At 34.2% G+C, this 19,192-nt stretch carries 15 protein-coding genes; 4 read left to right on the top strand and 11 right to left on the bottom strand.

Annotated elements, in window-relative coordinates; translation table 11 throughout:
• Positions 1 to 330 precede the first annotated feature (330 nt).
• Positions 331 to 816, bottom strand: a complete 486-nt coding sequence (locus tag SAGCYANO_RS27065; RefSeq protein WP_202221381.1) for a gluconokinase — start codon at positions 814 to 816, stop codon at positions 331 to 333.
• 33 nt (positions 817 to 849) lie between these two features.
• On the opposite strand from SAGCYANO_RS27065, the gene SAGCYANO_RS27070 reads away from it, so the two are divergent.
• Positions 850 to 1,317: a CYTH domain-containing protein gene (locus SAGCYANO_RS27070; protein ID WP_202221380.1), complete on the top strand. Its 468-nt coding sequence runs from the start codon at positions 850 to 852 to the stop codon at positions 1,315 to 1,317.
• Positions 1,318 to 2,020: 703 nt separating this feature from the next.
• On the opposite strand, the gene SAGCYANO_RS27075 is transcribed toward SAGCYANO_RS27070, so the two are convergent.
• Both SAGCYANO_RS27075 and SAGCYANO_RS27085 read right to left on the bottom strand, forming a co-directional pair.
• The gene (locus SAGCYANO_RS27075; protein ID WP_202222916.1) at positions 2,021 to 3,340 is read right to left on the bottom strand and encodes a 3-isopropylmalate dehydratase large subunit; all 1,320 of its coding nucleotides are present in this window, start codon (positions 3,338 to 3,340) and stop codon (positions 2,021 to 2,023) included.
• A 1,523-nt stretch (positions 3,341 to 4,863) separates the two neighbouring features.
• Positions 4,864 to 5,169, bottom strand: a complete 306-nt coding sequence (locus SAGCYANO_RS27085) for a hypothetical protein (RefSeq protein ID WP_202222918.1) — start codon at positions 5,167 to 5,169, stop codon at positions 4,864 to 4,866.
• Between the two features lie 550 nt (positions 5,170 to 5,719).
• On the opposite strand from SAGCYANO_RS27085, the gene SAGCYANO_RS27090 reads away from it, so the two are divergent.
• A complete protein-coding gene (locus tag SAGCYANO_RS27090; RefSeq protein WP_202222919.1) occupies positions 5,720 to 6,130 on the top strand; it encodes a nuclease A inhibitor family protein in 411 nt (136 codons plus the stop codon).
• A 1,765-nt stretch (positions 6,131 to 7,895) separates the two neighbouring features.
• On the opposite strand, the gene SAGCYANO_RS27095 is transcribed toward SAGCYANO_RS27090, so the two are convergent.
• Together SAGCYANO_RS27095 and SAGCYANO_RS27100 are read right to left on the bottom strand one after the other, a co-directional pair.
• On the bottom strand, positions 7,896 to 8,705 hold the full coding sequence (locus SAGCYANO_RS27095; protein WP_202222920.1) for a DNA/RNA non-specific endonuclease: 810 nt from the start codon (positions 8,703 to 8,705) through the stop codon (positions 7,896 to 7,898).
• A gap of 153 nt (positions 8,706 to 8,858) precedes the next feature.
• The gene (locus tag SAGCYANO_RS27100) at positions 8,859 to 9,692 is read right to left on the bottom strand and encodes a RimK family alpha-L-glutamate ligase (RefSeq protein WP_202222921.1); all 834 of its coding nucleotides are present in this window, start codon (positions 9,690 to 9,692) and stop codon (positions 8,859 to 8,861) included.
• Between SAGCYANO_RS27100 and SAGCYANO_RS27105 the strand changes: the two genes are divergently transcribed.
• Complete coding sequence (locus tag SAGCYANO_RS27105; protein ID WP_202222922.1) at positions 9,684 to 10,001, top strand: hypothetical protein; 318 nt, start codon at positions 9,684 to 9,686, stop codon at positions 9,999 to 10,001. The genes SAGCYANO_RS27100 and SAGCYANO_RS27105 overlap by 9 nt on opposite strands.
• A gap of 98 nt (positions 10,002 to 10,099) precedes the next feature.
• Here SAGCYANO_RS27105 and sfsA read toward each other — a convergent pair whose 3' ends face one another.
• From sfsA to SAGCYANO_RS27140, 6 genes are all read right to left on the bottom strand, one after another.
• Complete coding sequence (sfsA, locus tag SAGCYANO_RS27110; RefSeq protein WP_202222923.1) at positions 10,100 to 10,831, bottom strand: DNA/RNA nuclease SfsA; 732 nt, start codon at positions 10,829 to 10,831, stop codon at positions 10,100 to 10,102.
• 925 nt (positions 10,832 to 11,756) lie between these two features.
• Positions 11,757 to 12,875, bottom strand: coding sequence for a glycosyltransferase (locus SAGCYANO_RS27120; RefSeq protein ID WP_202222925.1), 1,119 nt, complete (start codon positions 12,873 to 12,875; stop codon positions 11,757 to 11,759).
• Between the two features lie 221 nt (positions 12,876 to 13,096).
• Positions 13,097 to 13,357: a hypothetical protein gene (locus SAGCYANO_RS27125; RefSeq protein ID WP_202222926.1), complete on the bottom strand. Its 261-nt coding sequence runs from the start codon at positions 13,355 to 13,357 to the stop codon at positions 13,097 to 13,099.
• A gap of 43 nt (positions 13,358 to 13,400) precedes the next feature.
• Positions 13,401 to 13,808 (bottom strand): hypothetical protein, encoded by a 408-nt coding sequence (locus tag SAGCYANO_RS27130; protein WP_202222927.1) that lies wholly within the window; start codon positions 13,806 to 13,808, stop codon positions 13,401 to 13,403.
• Positions 13,809 to 14,520: 712 nt separating this feature from the next.
• The gene (locus tag SAGCYANO_RS27135) at positions 14,521 to 14,673 is read right to left on the bottom strand and encodes a hypothetical protein (protein ID WP_202222928.1); all 153 of its coding nucleotides are present in this window, start codon (positions 14,671 to 14,673) and stop codon (positions 14,521 to 14,523) included.
• Between the two features lie 54 nt (positions 14,674 to 14,727).
• The gene (locus tag SAGCYANO_RS27140; RefSeq protein WP_202222929.1) at positions 14,728 to 14,871 is read right to left on the bottom strand and encodes a hypothetical protein; all 144 of its coding nucleotides are present in this window, start codon (positions 14,869 to 14,871) and stop codon (positions 14,728 to 14,730) included.
• Between the two features lie 108 nt (positions 14,872 to 14,979).
• On the opposite strand from SAGCYANO_RS27140, the gene murJ reads away from it, so the two are divergent.
• Positions 14,980 to 16,599 (top strand): murein biosynthesis integral membrane protein MurJ, encoded by a 1,620-nt coding sequence (gene murJ / locus SAGCYANO_RS27145; RefSeq protein ID WP_202222930.1) that lies wholly within the window; start codon positions 14,980 to 14,982, stop codon positions 16,597 to 16,599.
• The last annotated feature ends 2,593 nt before the right edge of the window (positions 16,600 to 19,192 follow it).

Genomic DNA, 19,192 nt, shown 5'->3' on the forward strand with positions numbered 1-19,192 from the left:
TTAAAAGTCAAAAGTGATGATGAAACTTAGATATATAAATAGGATTTGCTGATTAAATCTAACAGTTTTTATAGATCAAGGTTTTAGCCTTTTTAAGTATCAAAAAGTGCGAGATTTTAAGTGGTAATGCTTCAAAAATTTAGGATTTTGGTCAAGATTTAGGCAGAACAATTTTGGGACAATTCTTACTTCTACCTCCTCGCTCATTCCCATTTCTCCTGTCTCCTACTCCTACTAAAAGACTTTTGAGCGCAAACCCTAAATACTTTTCCTACTGTTGCCTGTTGCCTGTTGCCTGTTGCCTGTTACCTGTTACCTACTATAAAATTTCTACAAACTATTCCTAATAGAATTTACAATATATTCTGGAGATTTTACAACATCTATATCTATTATTATTGCTTCTTCTGGCTCTTCAAGATCGTCAAATTGACTTCTTAGCATTTCGACTTTCATGAAGTGATTTTCTCGTTCCCTTAGTCTTTGGGCAAACAAATCAAAAGACCCTTTCAAGTAGATAAGTTTAATATTTTGTGATTCTTTTATCAGTAGATGACGATAAGCTTTTTTCAGAGCAGAACAGGCTAATATAATATTTTTATTATTATCTAACCATTGCTCAATTGCATTTCTCATTTCTATTAACCAAGGAATCCGGTCTGTATCATTTAAAGGATTACCACTACTCATTTTTTTTATATTAGCTTGGGAGTGAAAATAATCGGCATCATAAAAGTCATAATCTAGAGATTTTGCTAATAATTTTCCAATAGTAGATTTACCAGAACCGGAAACTCCCATTATGATAATAATCATTGTATTAATTCTCAAAAGTTCTTAAATATTAAAATGGCAATAGAAATAGAACGTAAGTTTTTAGTTAAAGGCAACGGGTGGCGTAATCAAGCTGTGGGACAAGTTTATCGTCAAGGTTATATGTCTACAGAAGATGGCATAACATTAAGGGCAAGAATTGCGGGAGACCAAGGCTATTTAACTATTAAAGGACCTTCTGTGGGTAATTCACGGTCAGAATATGAGTATTCTATTCCAGTTGAAGATGCTCAAGAGATGTTGAATACTTTGTGTAGTTCACCGTTAATTGAAAAGGTTAGATATAAGGTTTCTCATGGTAATTTTATTTGGGAAGTTGATGAGTTTGCTGGAGATAATCAAGGTTTAATTGTGGCTGAAGTTGAACTTGATAATGAAAATCAAGAAGTTGAATTGCCAGACTGGATAGGAGAAGAAGTATCTCACGACAAGAGATATACTAATTCTAATTTATCTAAAAATCCTTGGAAAAATTGGCATTAAATAATTAATAATTAATAATTAATAATTAATAATTAAATAATTAAGGTTTAATAGAAAAATATCAGGAAAAAGTTCATAAATAGAAAAATTTTTGGCATTTTTTGAATAATTTTTAATTATAGCCTCTGAGTTATGAGATTGTAGATAAATTTTCTGTGTGGCGATCGCTCTGATGTAGATGATAAATTGATGATTTTTTCAACTAGAGCGCTTGGGTTATAATACCACTTTGAAAAAAGAATGCTACAAAATGGTAGAGTTTGATTGGATATGCTTAAAAATAGCTGCTCCAGTTCATTTTAGATATTTATATCTATCGTTTTTCCCTTTTTTTCAATATTTTTCTCCTCTTCCTTCTTCCTTCTTCCTTCTTTATTACTTCTACCATTTGTAACAAACATTTATCAAATTGGTATAAGATGGTAGATAAATTTTCTGTGTGGCATTTCCTTTAATGTGAATGATAAATTGATGATTTTTTCAACTAAAGCGCCTGATTTATAAGATTAAAGTGTCAGAAACTTTTGTGATATTAGCAATATAAAGTAACCAGGAGTCAAAATTAATTCATGCTGTATATGGAATATCAATCAATATCAGATTTAGTGGATATTTTTCAACAATTTATTTATCCATTTCTACATACAAAATTAAATTATGACTCCTGACTTCCAAATGGTTTATCGATAAACTAGCAACAATCTTACATAAATTCTCGTGGGTCAGTCACATATCCAGTCAGGGCTGAAGCTGCTGCTGTATAAGGAGAAGCTAAATAAACTTGTGCCTGTTTATTCCCCATTCGACCAGGGAAATTACGATTAGTTGTAGACACACAAATTTCTGGTTCATTTAATCGCCCAAATGTATCTTTTGGTCCGCCTAAACAAGCAGCACAAGAGGGGGCGGCAGGTTCAATACAACCAGCATCTAAAAATATTTCTGAGAGGGTTTTTCCATCATGTTTTAAGCTAAATAAATCCTCATAAACTTTCTGAGTTGCTGGTACTAAATAGGTGGGAACTTTCACCTGATGACCTTTCATAAGTTTAGCTGCATGAAGAAAGTCAGAAATTTTCCCACCAGTACAGGAACCTATATAAACTCGGTCAATTTTGACATCCCTACAGTTGCGTGCAAGTTCCCGGTTATCAGGAGAATGGGGTTTGGCCACCACAGGTTCTAGTTTTGTCACATCGTAGGAGCGATCGCTATAAAATGCCACATTTTCATCTGTATGAAATGACTCAAATGTTTTATCTGTTCGACCTTGCAAATATTTAAAAGTAGTTTCATCCGCAGCGATAACTCCATTTTTACCACCTGCTTCAATGACCATATTGCAAAGGGTCATTCGTTCTTCCATTGTCATCTGTTCTACAGTCTCGCCAGCAAATTCCATTGTTCTGTAGGTAGCGCCGGAAACAGAAATATCTCCAATAATTTGCAGTATTAAATCTTTTGCTAATAAATAGTCTGGCATTTCTCCATTCAAGACAAACCGCATAGTTGCTGGAACTTTTACCAACAGCTTCCCAGTTCCTAAAATAAAAGCAGCGTCGGTATTGCCGATACCTGTGGCAAATTGTCCAAAAGCACCTGCATTACAAGTATGGGAGTCTGTACCAAACAAAACTTCCCCTGGACGGGTGTGTCCTTCTTGAGCAAGAGCAACGTGGCAAACTCCTTTGTAGTCTGGGTTAGCTTTGAAATTTGAGCGATCGATAATGTCGTAAAAGTATTTGATATTTTGTTCTTGGGCAAAGTCCCGCAAGATATCTACATTACGGTTAGCTCGTTTGTCGGCGGTGAAAATATAGTGGTCTGGGATGAGAACGATTTTTTCCCGGTCCCAAACTTTGGCATTTTCGCCAAATTCTTTTTTGAAAATGCCAATAGTTCCAGGACCACACACATCATGGGTCATTAGAACATCTACGTCGATCCAAATATTTTCTCCTGGGGTAACGGTAGATTTTCCTGACGCTTTGGCCAGGATTTTTTCAACCATAGTCATTGCCATAAATGTTTCCTCTACTGGTGATAATTTAATTAGGGTTTACCGATCAAATATCAAAGTATTGACAGATAAAGGTTTTAGCCTTCTGAGATTCCCAAAAAGTGCCCTTGTTTTAGTCTAAAACGTTCAAAAAGTTAGCATTTTGGGCAAATCAAGGACAAAAAAATTTAGGGACAATTCTTACTTCTACCTCATCTAAATTCCCTGTTTATCCTGACTCCTGACTTCTGAATCCTAACTCCTGACTCCTACCCGTAGCACTCATACTTTATTCAGCAAACCCTAATTAGTTTACATATGTATTTTAGACAACCTAATATTGCTTCGTGCAAGTCATTTCAGTTATCAGTTATCAGTACCTCATGGAATAGGGAGGCAAGAAAATACTGAAGTTGATTTTTTTTCATCCCCTTAAAATGGGAGACTATTGACCTTACTTTTTGGTCAAGGGCGAGGAGGTAATTCTGAGAGTGCCTCAAAATGTTAGAAACACTCTAGAAAATCAGCAAAAAATCAAAAATTAAAAGTTAGAGTTATATTCTACTCTTGACTTCTGATTTCAAAATTGGTTTATTTTTGTGATTTTGAAAGCTAAAAGTGATACAAAAACAATCAAATAAGTTATTTTAGCGATCGCCTAGTCATCAAAATATATTCAAGGGTAGTTGTTGGGTGTTAATATAATTATTTTCCAAACATTTTGGAATAATTAATAGTTGTTTTTGAAGATTTTAGCTGTAATTTTAAACACTAGAACGAGCAATTTTTGAAAAAAATTTACGGGTAGATGGAGGAATGATTTAGTTATTTTTTTGAAAAACTTCAAGATTCAGGGTTTACTATATTTTTGATTTTTGTTTGGCTGGCAGCGATAATTTATTTTCTAAGTAAAAATACTATTATTAATACTTATCTTACTGTAATTATTGAGGGGTAATTCGAGCTATATTTATTAATTTTTTTGACTAACAATATAGTGATGTTTAGACATTTTCAGGGAGAAAAAATGCCTATTTGCGCAGCATTCCGCAGGAAATGTCAGTCTAGTACCGCTACGCGGAAGTTAAAAGTCAAAAGTTAAAAGTCAATCATTTTTGATTGGCCAGGGTTTTAGGATTTTGTAACTGGTCACTTATTTCTGCCATCCTGCACTAGGCAGGGGAATGACTTGACATCCTCTCCGGCGATCAGGCGCGGAGATTCCTACTAAACCGTAGCTCTTAGATGGGTTATGGTTGAATAAAAAGTCATGCGTAGGGGCGAGCAGCACCCAATGATTACATACTACTATGATTTTTTTGAGGATGCAAGGGGAAATACCTTGCCGTTTTTTTGGTGCTTCACAAGATGATGTAGGATTTGTGAATATAATATCGCGATCGCTTCTGGATGAGTAAATATATGGATCTGTTGATGGGGTGGAAATTTTTCGGTGTCGCCACTTCTTGCCACTTCATTTATTTGAGTGCTTCACAGGATAATAATTTTGTCTGCTTTGATGGTGTGAGTATCCCTTCTATATGTATTCAGTAACGATATGCTGTTTTTGGGTTGAATAAAAAGTCATGCGTAGGGGCGAGTAGAACCCAATGATTACATACTACTATGATTTTTTTGAGGATGCAAGGGGAAAATCCTTGCCGTTTTTTTGGTGCTTCACAAGATGATGTCGGATTTGTGAATAATATAATATCGCGATCGCTTCTGGATGAGTAAATATATGGATCTGTTGATGGGGTGAAAATTTTTCGGTGTCGCCACTTCTTGCCACTTCTTTGTCTTAGTGCTTCACTGGATGATAGTTTTCTCTGCTTTGATGGTGTGAGTATCACTTCTATATGTATTCAGTAACGATATGCTGTTTTGGCGTTGAATAAAAAGTCATGCGTAGGGGCGAGTAGAACCCAATGATTACATACTACTATGATTTTTTTGAGGATGCAAGGGGAAATACCTTGCCGTTTTTTTGGTGCTTCACAGGATGAGATTTTTCTGGATTTGTGAATATTGCCTTGGCAGAGCAAGTGCGGTAGCTACATCGCTTCTAGATGAGTAAATATATAGCGTTGCATAGAGTGCGGGATGAATTTTAGGCTCTCGAACACAGGAAGTTTAACGAAGTCACAAGTCACAACTCAGAAATTATTTTTGTAACGGGGATTTGAGCTTCGCTCTAAAAATATTTCCTCTTAAAAGGGGGGGTTGCGCGACCCAATTATTTTGATAAAAAACAAAACATGGGATGTACCTTCTCCGAAAAGTTTTATCCCTTAATTCAGCAACGCTTATTATTGATGTGTTGGGCTATGGGGAGGTAAACGAGGATTAGATATTTCACCTCAATAGTCTATAAATGTATTAGTAATTTCAGCATTAATGACAATGGCTTTAACTAATTTAGAAATTTTTGAACAATTAGATGAACTGGTAAAAGGTTTGCTATGGATGAGTGAATCTGATTATCCTTTTGAAGTTTTTATTTGGGAATTTGGAGAGGTAGTTTCATTAAATAATGAAATTGTTTTGAAAATTACTAAACATTCTTTAGAGACTACGGTTAAAGTAATAGAATTTGAAGTTTTTTTTAGAGTGGTAATTACAGAAAGAAGTTGGCATAATGCACAAGAGTCTGAAGTGGTAAGGAAATATCAGAAACTTGTCAGTATGATGAAGCAATATTTGAGTGATTTAAAGGTTTATAAGGTGGGTGAGGTTAGAAAAGATGTTTATATAGTTGGTAAGACAAATACAGGAGATTATGCAGGTGTAGCTACAGTTTCTGTTGAAACTTGAATTTAGGAAAAAATAATTAGATATAGGTATTTTCTAGGAGAAGAAGGAAAAAGGCAGAAGGAAGAAGGAAGAGGGAAGAAGGAAGAGGGAAGAAGGAAGAAGGAAGAAGGCTTAAAAGCCTGAAAAAACTTAAATTTCCTGTAGATATTCACCCTTGGAATTACACAAACGATACGAACGGACATGATATTATCTGGGATAGTCTGAGAAAGTACATTTAAAACTTAATCCAAATTTTTTGATGTACATTACCTATTTAAAATGTCTACATATAATATTTTGATAATCTTTTAGTATGGGAAAATTAATTTCAAAAGGAAGAGGGAAGAAGGAAGAAGGAAGAAGGAAGAAGGAAGAAGGCTTAAAAGCCTGAAAAAACTTAAATTTCCTGTAGATATTCACCCTTGGAATTACACAAACGATACGAACGGACATGATATTATCTGGGATAGTCTGAGAAAGTACATTTAAAACTTAATCCAAATTTTTTGATGTACATTACCTATTTAAAATGTCTACATATAATATTTTGATAATCTTTTAGTATGGGAAAATTAATTTCAAAAGGAAGAGGGAAGAAGGAAGAGGGAAGAAGGAAGAAGGAAGAAGGCTTAAAAGCCTGAAAAAACTTAAATTTCCTGTAGATATTCACCCTTGGAATTACACAAACGATACGAACGGACATGATATTATCTGGGATAGTCTGAGAAAGTACATTTAAAACTTAATCCAAATTTTTTGATGTACATTACCTATTTAAAATGTCTACATATAATATTTTGATAATCTTTTAGTATGGGAAAATTAATTTCAAAAGGAAGAGGGAAGAAGGAAGAGGGAAGAAGGAAGAAGGAAGAAGGCTTAAAAGCCTGAAAAACTTAAATTTCCTGTAGATATTCACCCTTGGAATTACACAAACGATACGAACGGACATGATATTATCTGGGATAGTCTGAGAAAGTACATTTAAAACTTAATCCAAATTTTTTGATGTACATTACCTATTTAAAATGTCTACATATAATATTTTGAGAATCTTTTAGTATGGGAAAATTAATTTCAAAAGGCAGAAGGAAGAAGGAAGAAGGAAGAAGGAAGAAGGCTTAAAAGACTGAAAAAACTTAAATTTCCTGTAGATATTCACCCTTGGAATTACACAAACGATACGAACGGACATGATATTATCTGGGATAGTCTGAGAAAGTACATTTAAAACTTAATCCAAATTTTTTTGATGTACATTACCTATTTAAAATGTCTACATATAATATTTTGATAATCTTTTAGTATGGGAAAATTAATTTCAAATTAGGTAATTTTTTTTCTACAGATAAAATTTTTGACAACAGAAAAAAAATGATAATTTACAGCACACAAAAGAGTTGTTTAAAATACAGACTAATGATTTCCCTGTCTAAGAGAAATATTTTTACCACTTTTGCTTATTCCCTCTTTCCTTCTCTAGTTTCACAACTTATCTGGAAACTATAGCAATATGATGTTAGTTGTGAGTTCTTGGAGACTTTTGTTTTAGGTATGGAGGGAATAGGGAATAGGGAATAGGGAAGAAGCGAATATATATAAATAAGATAACTAGCTATATTCTATACTTTAAAGGAACACCTCAATTCTCACATATTATTCCTGATTGCTATATATATATATGTACTCGAAAATTTTCAACTAAAACCTAAAACCTACCACCTACGACCTAAAAACTACCACCTTATTGAAGTCAATTTTGAACCTCTTAATTTTAACTTATCTACTGGTTATCAATTCTGCTTTCAATTACATCTTGAATTTCTTTAGGAACTTTTGAAAGAAAATCATAACCAGTCTCAGTTTCAATTTGATCTACTGAAACTCGGTAATATTTCCAGTCACTTCTAATCCGATTTGAATTAGGCATATCCACTGCAATAATTCTAGTATTTTTATTAACTCCTCTCACTCCAGAACCAGGATTTACCACTACTATAATTTTCCATGTACGACTAGGAATAGTTACTTTACCTTTGGCAAGAGTTGCTTTTTTTCTGTACCCTCCAGCAATAATATAAAGTTCATTTCCTTGTTGTACAAGTTCACGAGAATATTGTTCTAATTCCCGCCAAGTTTCACGATTATTCTTTGGGCTTTGAGGAATTATATTTATCATTAAAAATGTAGCTGAATTATCTTCTTCATTAGCTGTACGGTCTGCGGAAGGAATTAAATGTCCTCGGTCATAATCACTATTTCGATAATCACTAGGTCTGACCTGATACCAGTCTTCAGGTAAACTATCATCAGGGCGAAAATTATCCTGTCTTTCTACATTTCCTAACCAAGATTTATTCAGTTGCCAACTTACCCAATTGGCTGTTCCTTTATCCCGGTTATATGACAATACATATTGAGGTTTTTCTATTAAATAATTATCTGTATTTTCGATAGTAGCTGTGGCATTACTTGGGTTTCCTAGAGTGATATGAACTTTCGGAGAAGGTTTTAAAAGTAGAGAACATCCACTGGCAAGTATCAGTAGAAGTATTGTGATTAAAATTGTAAGTTTTTTTGGTAAAGTTAACATTTTTTTGTTTGAACGATACAAAGTTTTTTTCTGAAAGATAGAATAGAAATCTTAATTTTAGTTTTGAGATATTCTAGACTTTTAATCAATAGAAGATATGGTGATAGGAAACACCGAAGTAATCAAATTAGTAAACTATTATTTGGAGTAATGTTATTGACAGAATATTAATAGCAGTGTTTTCCTGTACCATTCTATTACTAATTCTTCCCCACAGTCTCTAACTAAATAATTAAATCCTGGTGCAGAGTTAGCTTCAATTAACCAAAGTTTATTATTTGTATCTAGAGCTATATCTAATCCCGTATATCTTAATTCACTATTTTGAAATATGGGTTTACAGAAAGATTGTATTCGTTCTAAAAAATCTATATCTAATACAATCTTAGCTTTTGCCCCTTCCCAATGCAGTCTACTTAAATTTCCGACAAATTTTGCTCCAGTAATACTCTTCTCATATACACAATGTAAATTACCTTCTAGAAACAAAGCTCTAAATTCTTTCTGAATCTGAATATATTCTTGACTAATAGCAATATAATCGTATTTGTAATTGCTTAAATCATAAATTGTATCAAGGGAATTTATGATTTGACTTCTCTCATTGCACTTAAATACATTTCTTCCCTTTGAGCCTCGGTTTTTCTTCAGTACAACAGGATAGTCAAAGTTTTGCTCAATATTATTTGCTATTTCTTCTACATGAGAATCTTTAACATAACTAGAATATAATTCATTACAATTAGGATTTAAGTAACCCTTAGTTTTGGGAATATTGATATAGGATTTAAAATATTGATAAAAGTATTCTTTGTCACGGCATAAATGAGTAATTGATGATGAGTTTAGCGGTGCTGTCCAATTCACAAATATATGAGATTTACCTTGATTTTTGACTACTACTAAATTTCCAGATTCATGTAGAATTTCATATTCATAGCCTAGATTATTACAGGCTTTAATCAACATTGAAATATTTTGGTTCATAATTTAAGAAGGAAGAAGGAAGAAGGAAGAAGGAAGAAGGAAGAAGGAAGAAGGAAGAAGGAAGAAGGAAGAAGGAAGAAGGAAGAAGGAAGAAGGAAGAAGGAAGAAGGCAAAAGGAAGAAGGCAAAAGGAAGAAGGGAAAATTGCTTATGGATAGTCAACGACCGGCCAATTCCTGTCTACAAAATTCAAGAAGGAAGGAGGAAGAAGGAAGAAGGAAGAAGGGAAAATTGCTTATGGATAGTCAACGAACGGCCACTTCGTGTCTACAAACCCCAAACAATTTTAAACTTCCCCGTTGATAACTGATAACTGATAACTGATAACTGATAACTGATAACTGAAATGACGGTTGGGTATTAAACGCGCCACAGAAAAGATAAATTATTTCATCAATATAAAGCACCCTAATTAATAAATTCAGCCATACCTAAATAGCGAATTTCTTGGGGAGTAACTTCAAATCTACAGGGCAAAATTTCTACCCCTTTTTTAACAGCTTCTCTCAAGAGTTGACCATAATCAGGGTCAGCAATATCTCCGGGGGAAAACTGATAACAATCTCCACGATTTATAAAAAATAAACATACTGCTCTTTCCCCTTTTTTTACTACTTCAATTAATTCTCGCAAATGCTTTTGTCCTCTTTCTGTAACTGTGTCTGGAAATAAAGCAATCCGTTGATTTGCCCAAGTCGTATTTTTAACCTCAAGATAAATATTTTGACTCTGAGTAATTAACTTAAAATCTACCCTACTTTTTTTATCTTTCCCATAAACAACTTCTGGTTTAATTTCACGATAATCTCCCAATTCAGGAAATAAATATTCTGCCAAAGCTAACTTAATAATTCGATTAGGTAAAGCCGTATTAATTCCTACCCAAGTTGGTTCATTATCTGTTACTTGAATTAATTCCCAAGTATAAGCCAACTTTCGTTTAGGATTATTACTATGAGAAACCATCACAGGACTACCAGAAGTACAAACTCCTTTCATCGGACCAGTATTTGCACAGTGAGCAGTAATTATTTCCCCAGATTTTAACTCTATATCTGCCAGAAACCTTTTATAACGTTTAATCAAAGTTCCTGACTCAAGAGTTGGATATTTATAAGAGAATTTAGGAAGATTATTCATAATTATTTGGTAAGCATTTCCTGCGGACTGCTGCGCAAACAGCTATCAGCTATCAGCTATTGTTTTTAGTTTGAAATAAAAGCTTTACTAATTGAGGCAGAATTAAATATTACTACCAAATTACTACCAAAGTTGGCTTTCAATAATTGATAATTGATAATGTAAGCATTCCGCAGGAAATGCTTACATTATTTGACAATAAATCATATTGATTTTAACTAGCTATCAGTTATCAGCTATTAGCTATTAGCTATCAGCCTAAAAATTTGTGTATAGATAATAGTATCTATTTGCAGAGCATTCCCTGAAAAAACGCTTTTTAAATCAATACGGTTCAGATAATACAACAATTAACCCGAACAAAAATGTCAATACTGCTTTGATACATGATACAAAAAAAATTAAAATTATTATAGTAATTCCCAAGAAGCATGAGGTCATTTCAGTTATCAATTATCAGTTATCAGTTATCAGTTATCAGTTATCAGTTATCAGTTATCAGTTATCAGTTATCAGTTATTAGTACCTCTGCAATAAGGAGGCTTGAGAACGGGAATATTCTCTTTTTTTTATCCACTTAAAATGGGAGGCGCATACCCACAATTTATCGGTAAAAAATTCGTTTGTTGTGCGGGAATAAAGTAGTTCATTAATTGATAATTGATAATAGATAATTGATAATTACCTCTGGTTAAAACCGTTACGGAATTGAATATAAGGAGATATTATTTCTTCTCTTGGTCGATTGGATATGGCGAGGAGACCTCGCCATCCCTCGACCGCTTTTTTTTCCCCTTAAAAGGGAGGCTTTAAACCAAAATTATTTAATTATTAATAATTAATAATTCAGTAATATAAAAAAATAAAAACAACTGTACCTCAGTAACTTGAGAAACCCTATATTTCTGTTGAAACTAGGAAAATCTCAACTATTATTTCCTAATTCAGTAGCACCTAACTCCCCTTTTTCAACTTTAGTATCTAACTTATAATTATCAGGAAATAAAACTTTAGCGATCGCTTTAGCAGTTCTTCCTTCTCGCCACAACCAGTGATTATCCTGTCCTTTTTCTCGAATATGAACTATACCCTCATCTATAAGATTACTAATTTCATTAAAATCAGAAAAAGTAGAACCTATTTTTTCCGGCCAACTAACTTGATGTTGAATAACAGGATAATCAGAAGCAATAATATAGCATCCACAAGAAGCAGCATCACTAATTACTCCACTGGTTCGGTAGTAATAACGGTCTTTGTCGTAATGAATAACCAAAATATCTATTTCAGTTAAAATCTGGATATAGTCTTCTTGTTCAGTAGTGTCATAAAGAGTGACATTAAGTTGGTCTAAATAATTTGGTTTCTGACCAAAAGGTGTTCCAATTATCAGTTCGCATTGATGCTCTGAAGATTTAATATATTCTTGTAATTTCTCAATTACTTGAGCAATTGGTTTATCTGGGCGAATCATTCCCACAACACCAATTTTAATTGGAATATTAGAAGGTATTCTTTCTCCTGGTAAAAATTTAGGTTTAGCTTCACTGATAATAGGATGAGGAATTATATATTTAGATTCCTCTGGTAATCTAAATTTTTCAGGCAGCACATCATCATCTACTTCAAAAGAAACAACTTTGAGTTTTTTAAATAGTTTTAAATAAGCTTTTAGATACAGTAATCCCCAAAATTTAATTTTGTTAGTCATCGCAAATTGTTGATTACCATGTAGACATATTAAAACTTTTTTCCCTCGTAATGCCATGATGGCTAATAAAGGCATAACAAAGAGTAAATGTTGATTGTAAACCTCGAAAATAAAAATAGTATCAACATCAGAAAATTTGAGGGATGTTAAACCCATTGAAATGTGGCGATACTCACGGCGAATTTGTAAACCTATTGAGTATTTAATAGATTGACTGAAATTTAGAATCCATTTCGGAAGAGGAACTTCTAAAGAAATAAATCCAATTTTTTGAGACTCTATATATTCTTCTAGTAGCAAAAAATCTTTGAGTCCATCGTGCATCAATTTCATAATTTTATTCCCTTTTATATTATTGGATAAATTTTTATATACGATTTCATATCTACTGTGAGATACATTAATTTCAGTTAAATTATACTACTTGAAATTTTCTCCAAACAAATCTCAGATTGTTTTTCTCAATCAACATCTTAGAGAGTTGAGTTTCTCTTTCTAAGCTTTAATTTTTCCTGATATTAAATTAAGTCGAAAGTTCGTTCAGTTAGAAAAAATTAGATAGAAGTAAAATTTGCTCGGTAAAGTTCTTTGACACTATCGAGTTTACTGATGATTTTTTCGTGGAAACTTTGTTTTTGAGCAATTAATTTATGGACTAATTCTACCAGCTCATCTTGATTGAGAACGAATAGTTTTTTCGGTTCGATAAATAAAGGTTCAAGGTTAAAGTGTTGGTAGAGATCTTCAAATTTTCCCTGATAAGTAATACAAGCAATTGGAGTACCTTGTTCTAAACAAGCTATGCCTAAATGCATGGGTGCATCTCAATGCAAGAATAAAGCCAAAAATTTATCGCTTTTAGGGAACAGGGAACAGGGAACAGGGAACAGGTAATAGGGAATAGGGAATATATAAGAAAAAAGTATTTTTGCAAATATGAGATGCACCCAAATGCATCCTCCCAGTAAGTACACAATCTATATGTTTAACTATTGCTTTAATTTCTCTAGCTAAACAGGGAAAAGGAATTTTAAAACAGCATGAGGCAACTTCAGATGAAAGATTTTCCATGATTTTTTTTGATAAGATTTCATCATTAATACCATTAACAATAAGGCTATCGTGAGGCAAGAAAATCAAACTTAATTGCTCATTATCTTTGTGCAATTTTGTGAGAGTGTCAGCTAAAACTTGAACCAAATCATTAGCTGTGATTCCCTCTAAGTTTTTCAATAGTAAGCCATGAATATTAATTCCCAAAATCATCTTAATTTTGACTTTTCTGAGTATTAATCCATTCCAATACTTCAGCTAATCTCTCCGACTGTTCAGTAAGTTTTAATAAAAAGGCGAAATCTGCTACTAAATTAACAGGGTGTTAACGAAGTCAGAAGTCAGGAGTCAGAAGTCAGAAGTTAACCCACCCCTAACCCCTCCGGTGGAGGGGAGGGGAAGTAGGGGATGCGTGAGCAACTCTCCAAAAATATTTCGCCTTAAAAGGCGGCGTTTTAGACCCATGTTATTTTGATAAATTGAATCAATTAATCTTTGATATGAAATTTTATCTCTTGCATTAAGTCGAACATTTGATTGTAATGTACTCAGCAATTGTTTAGAAATATTTGTTGGCTGACGATTACAACTGAACCCTAAAATTCCTGTCGATCAACCAAGAACTGAAGCTATTATCAGTTAACAATACCTCTGCAATAAGGAGGCAATAAAATACGGAATTATCTTTTTTTATCCCCTTAAAAGGGGAGGCGCATACCCAGTATTTTTCCCTAAAAATTTCCCTAATATAAATTTTTGCTGATGCTTGAATATCAGTCTTTTTGACTATTTTAGTTCCGCCTTCTTTGCCTAATAGATAATTATTTTGGGGTAGGTTATTTTTGATTTTAGAAATAGTTTGATAAGCTGTCTCATTTGTCTCATTATCTAAATTAATTTCTAAATCAAAGTCATAATATTCTTGTCAAGCATTGAGGGTAATCATTACAGTTTCATCAGAACCATATTTATTTTGGTATTCTGGTAAAAAATTACTCAAACCCTTAATAACATCTTTTCCAAATCCCTTCCTAGTTTGTTTCAAAGCCAAGCCTTTTTCCAGTCGGTGATAGTCCATAGTAATTAAAGCTCTTAAATTTGTTTGAGTGCTGATTTTATTACTTCCAGATTACTACTTGAAGAAACGTTGAAAATCAGAATAAAAATTGACAAATAATATCCACCCCTTAATATTTTTAATAATCCATAAACCCATGAGACTGCCATTTAAAGACTCATAAACTCTTTTGATAACTTGTTCTTGTTTTTTCATCATTGAGTTAACCCCTAATTAGAAAAGACAAAAAAACAAATATCCGGTTTTCTATCGCTCAATACCGAATCCTGATTAAACTGATTTAAGCAACATTAATATATTGTACTCGTGTCTGAATCAAAATCACAAAAATCTTCCCGTTCCCTAGCAGGAATAGCTGGCATCGTAGCAGTCGCCACATTAATCAGTAAAATATTTGGCCTAGTACGTCAACAAGCGATCGCCGCCGCCTTCGGAGTAGGCGCTGCAGTGGACGCCTATAACTACGCTTATGTCATACCTGGCTTTCTATTGATATTATTAGGAGGCATCAACGGACCCTTTCATAGTGCCATCGTTAGTGTCTTAGCAAAGCGCCATAAATCACAAGCTGCTCCACTGGTAGAAACCATAACTACTTTCGTTGGTGGAGTATTGTTATTCGTCACAGTTGCCCTGATTATTTTTGCCGACCCTTTGATTGACCTAGTGGCACCGGGGTTAAGCCAAACGTCAAAAGGTCTAGAGATTCGGGCGATCGCCATCCAACAATTCCAGATTATGGCCCCAATGGCTTTACTGGCAGGATTAATTGGTATTGGTTTCGGAGCGCTTAATGCTGCGGATATGTATTGGTTGCCTTCTATTAGCCCCTTATTTTCTAGTGTGGCCTTGATTGGAGGAATTTTTATCTTAGCTTTGCAGCTAGGGGAAAAGATTATTCAACCGGAATATGCCATGATGGGAGGCTTAGTTTTAGCCTGGGGTACCCTCATCGGAGCAATATTACAATGGTTAATTCAAGTTCCTGCTTTGTGGCGAGCTGGTTTAGGAAGATTACGTTTCAGATTTAATTTCCGCAACCCAGGAGTACAGGAAGTTACTAAGGTAATGGTACCTGCTACTTTATCTTCTGGAATGTTACATATTAATGTTTATACCGACCTATTTTTTGCTTCTTATATTCCTCAAGCTGCTGCTTCATTGGCTTATTCTGGTTTGTTAGTACAGACTCCTTTGGGGATTATTTCTAATGTTATTTTGGTTCCTTTTTTACCGATATTTTCTCGATTGGCAGAACCGAAAAGTAGGGATGAATTAAAATATCGAATTCGCCAAGCTTTGGTATTAACTGGTATTACGATGTTGCCTTTAAGTGCGATTATGGTAACTTTGGCTTTGCCTATTGTGAGGGTGGTTTATGAACGTTATGCTTTTGATTTATCGGCATCAAATTTTGTGGCTTCTGTATTGATGGCTTATGCATTGGGAATGTTTGTTTATTTGGGAAGGGATGTTTTAGTTAGGGTTTTTTATGCTTTGGGAGATGGAGAGACTCCTTTTAAGATTAGTGTGATTAATATTTTTCTGAATGTGGTGTTGGATTATTTGTTAGTTAATGCTTTTGGTGCTCCTGGTTTGGTTTTGGCAACTGTGGGGGTAAATTTAATTTCAATGGTAATTTTTTTATGGTTATTAGATAGGAAACTTGATGGGTTGCCTTGGGGAGAATGGTTTATAGTTTTTGCTGGTTTAATTGGTGGAGCTTTGGCTACTGGTTTGGTTTGTTGGAGCGTGCTTTTAGCTTGTCAGTTAGTGTTGGGAAATGAGGGATTTTTTGTACTGTTGTTGGAGCTTGGTTTGGCAAGTTTTTCGGGGTTAAGTATCTTTGGTTTGATAGTAATGAAAATGAATTTGCCAGAAGTAGATATTTTTGTTGGTCGAATTAGACAGAAATTGGGAATTTGACATTCTCTCTAGTTTAAAGTCAGCTTTAATAAGCAATAGTCAGAAATTTCACCACCCACCTCAGATTTTGAGTGCTTCAGAAAATAAAATTACTATTTCTCTATACGCAATAGAAGAAATTTCACCACCCACCTCAGATTTTGAGTGCTTCAGAAAATAAAATTACTATTTCTCTATACGCAATAGAAGAAATTTCACCACTCACCTCAGATTTTGAGTGCTTCAGAAAATGAAATTACTATTTCTCTATACGCAATAGAAGGAAATTTCACCACTCACCTCAGATTTTGAGTGCTTCAGAAAATGAAATTACTATTTCTCTATACGCAATAGAAGAAATTTCACCACTCACCTCAGATTTTGAGTGCTTCAGAAAATGAAATTACTATTTCTCTATACGCAATAGAAGAAATTTCACCACTCACCTCAGATTTTGAGTGCTTCAGAAAATGAAATTACTATTTCTCTATACGCAATAGAAGGAAATTTCACCACTCACCTCAGATTTTCAGTGTGCTCCAGAAAATGAAATTACTATTTCTCTATACGCAATAGAAGGAAATTCACAACGAACCTCTGAGGCGGAATTTTTCATTTCCTGAAGCTTAGATTTCCCGATACGCCATAGAAGGAAATTCACAACTCCCCTCAGATTCCTAGTGCTTCAGAAAATGAAATTACTATTTCCCTATACGCAATAGTCGGAAATTTACAACTCCCCTCAGATTCCTAGTGCTTCAGAAAATGAAATTACTATTTCCCTATACGCAAATTTATGATCGCTCTGTGAGGCGGAATTTTTCATTTCCTGAAGCTTAGATTTCCCGATACACCATAGAAGGAAATTCACAACTTCCCTCAGATTCCGAGTGCTTCATAGAATGAAATTACTATTTCTCTATACGCAATAGCCAGAAATTTCATAACTACTCCCAGAGTCGGAGATTTTCATTTCCTGAAGCTACTATTCTCTAGTGCTTCAGAGAATGAAAAGACTGTTTCCCTATACGCAATAGAAGGAAATTCACAACTCCCCTCAGATTCCGAGTGCTTCATAGAATGAAAAGACTATTTCCCTATACGCAATAGTCAGAAATTCACAACTCCCCTCAGATTCCTAGTGCTTCAGAGAATGAAGCTTCTATTTCCCTATACGCAATAGAAGGAAATTCACAACCACTCTCTGTCATTTCCTGAAACTTCTATTTCCCTATACGCAATAGAAGGAAATTCACAACCCCCCTCAGAGGCTGATAGAGTGCTGCATAAAATGAAAATATTATTTCCCCATAGGCAATAGTCAGAAATTTCACAACTCACCTCAGATGTCGAGTGCCTCAGAGAATGAAGCTTCTACTTCCCTATACGCAATAGTCAGAAATTTCACAACCACTCTCTGAAGGGGAATTCTTCATTTCCTGAAGCTTATGTTCCCTATACGCAATAGAAGGAAATTCACAACTCACCTCAGATATCAAGTGCTTCAGAGAATGAAATTACTATTTCTCTATACGCAATAGCCAGAAATTTCATAACTACTCCCTGAAGGGGAAATTTTCATTTCATGAAGCTACTATTTCTCTATTCTCGAGTGCTTCAAAGAATGAAATTACTATTTCCCCATACGCAATAGAAGGAAATTCACAACCCCCCTCAGATTTCTAGTGCTTCAGGAAATGAAGATACTATTTCCCTATCCGCAATAGAAGGAAATTCACAACTCCCCTCAGAGTTCTAGTAGTGCTTAAGGAAATGAAGATACTATTTCCCTATCCGCAAATTTGCGATCGCTCTGTAAGGCGGAATTTTTCATTTCCTGAAGCTTAAATTTCCCTATACGTCACAGTCAAAATTTCATAACTCCCCTCAGATTCCGAGTGCTCCAGGAAATGAAATTACTATTTCCCTATACGCAATAGCCAGAAATTTCATAACTACTCCCTGAAGGGGATTTTTTCATTTCCTGGAGCTACTATTTCTCTATCCCAATAGTCAGAAATTTCACAACTTTCGAGTGCCTCTGAGAATGAAGCTTCTATTTCCCTATACGCAATAGAAGGAAATTCACAACCCCCCTCAGAGGCTGAGTGAGTGCTGCATAAAATGAAAATATTATTTCCCCATAGGCAATAGTCAGAAATTTCACAACTCACCTCAGATGTCGAGTGCCTCTGAGAATGAAGCTTCTATTTCCCCATAGGCAATAGTCAGAAATTTCACAACCACTCTCTGAAGGGGAATTTTTCATTTCCTGAAGCTTATGTTTCCTATACGCAACAGTCAAAAATTCACAACTCACCTCAGATATCAAGTGCTTCAGAGAATGAAGTTTCTATTTCCCCATACGCAATAGTAGAAAAGTTGAGAACCAGAAGACAGAAAAACCTTAAACTATCCTTTTTCAATCAAGAGGAACTCAAAAAGATACCAAAATATCCTCAACACAATATTTTTTAATGGCCTAGAACGAGTATATATGAGCGCACCTTTTCTATTATACTCAATCTACCATATAAAGTTTTTTTGTCAAGTAACTTCCATGCATCAGCCGTAATAAGAAGCAGAGAATAGTGAGTCAGTGTCATTCCCACTA

This window comes from Okeania sp. KiyG1 (assembly GCF_014132355.1).
Taxonomy (GTDB): domain Bacteria; phylum Cyanobacteriota; class Cyanobacteriia; order Cyanobacteriales; family Microcoleaceae; genus Okeania.

Bases quoted from the DNA above. Each gene is read 5' to 3' on its own strand.
- SAGCYANO_RS27120 (WP_202222925.1), bottom strand. From the start codon at position 12,875: ATGAAATTGATGCACGATGGACTCAAAGATTTTTTGCTACTAGAAGAA.
- SAGCYANO_RS27090 (WP_202222919.1), top strand. From the start codon at position 5,720: ATGGCTTTAACTAATTTAGAAATTTTTGAACAATTAGATGAACTGGTA.
- SAGCYANO_RS27070 (WP_202221380.1), top strand. From the start codon at position 850: ATGGCAATAGAAATAGAACGTAAGTTTTTAGTTAAAGGCAACGGGTGG.
- SAGCYANO_RS27130 (WP_202222927.1), bottom strand. From the start codon at position 13,808: ATGATTTTGGGAATTAATATTCATGGCTTACTATTGAAAAACTTAGAG.
- SAGCYANO_RS27095 (WP_202222920.1), bottom strand. From the start codon at position 8,705: ATGTTAACTTTACCAAAAAAACTTACAATTTTAATCACAATACTTCTA.
- SAGCYANO_RS27075 (WP_202222916.1), bottom strand. From the start codon at position 3,340: ATGGCAATGACTATGGTTGAAAAAATCCTGGCCAAAGCGTCAGGAAAA.
- sfsA (WP_202222923.1), bottom strand. From the start codon at position 10,831: ATGAATAATCTTCCTAAATTCTCTTATAAATATCCAACTCTTGAGTCA.
- SAGCYANO_RS27065 (WP_202221381.1), bottom strand. From the start codon at position 816: ATGATTATTATCATAATGGGAGTTTCCGGTTCTGGTAAATCTACTATT.
- SAGCYANO_RS27140 (WP_202222929.1), bottom strand. From the start codon at position 14,871: ATGATGAAAAAACAAGAACAAGTTATCAAAAGAGTTTATGAGTCTTTA.
- SAGCYANO_RS27125 (WP_202222926.1), bottom strand. From the start codon at position 13,357: ATGCATTTAGGCATAGCTTGTTTAGAACAAGGTACTCCAATTGCTTGT.
- SAGCYANO_RS27100 (WP_202222921.1), bottom strand. From the start codon at position 9,692: ATGAACCAAAATATTTCAATGTTGATTAAAGCCTGTAATAATCTAGGC.
- SAGCYANO_RS27135 (WP_202222928.1), bottom strand. From the start codon at position 14,673: ATGGACTATCACCGACTGGAAAAAGGCTTGGCTTTGAAACAAACTAGG.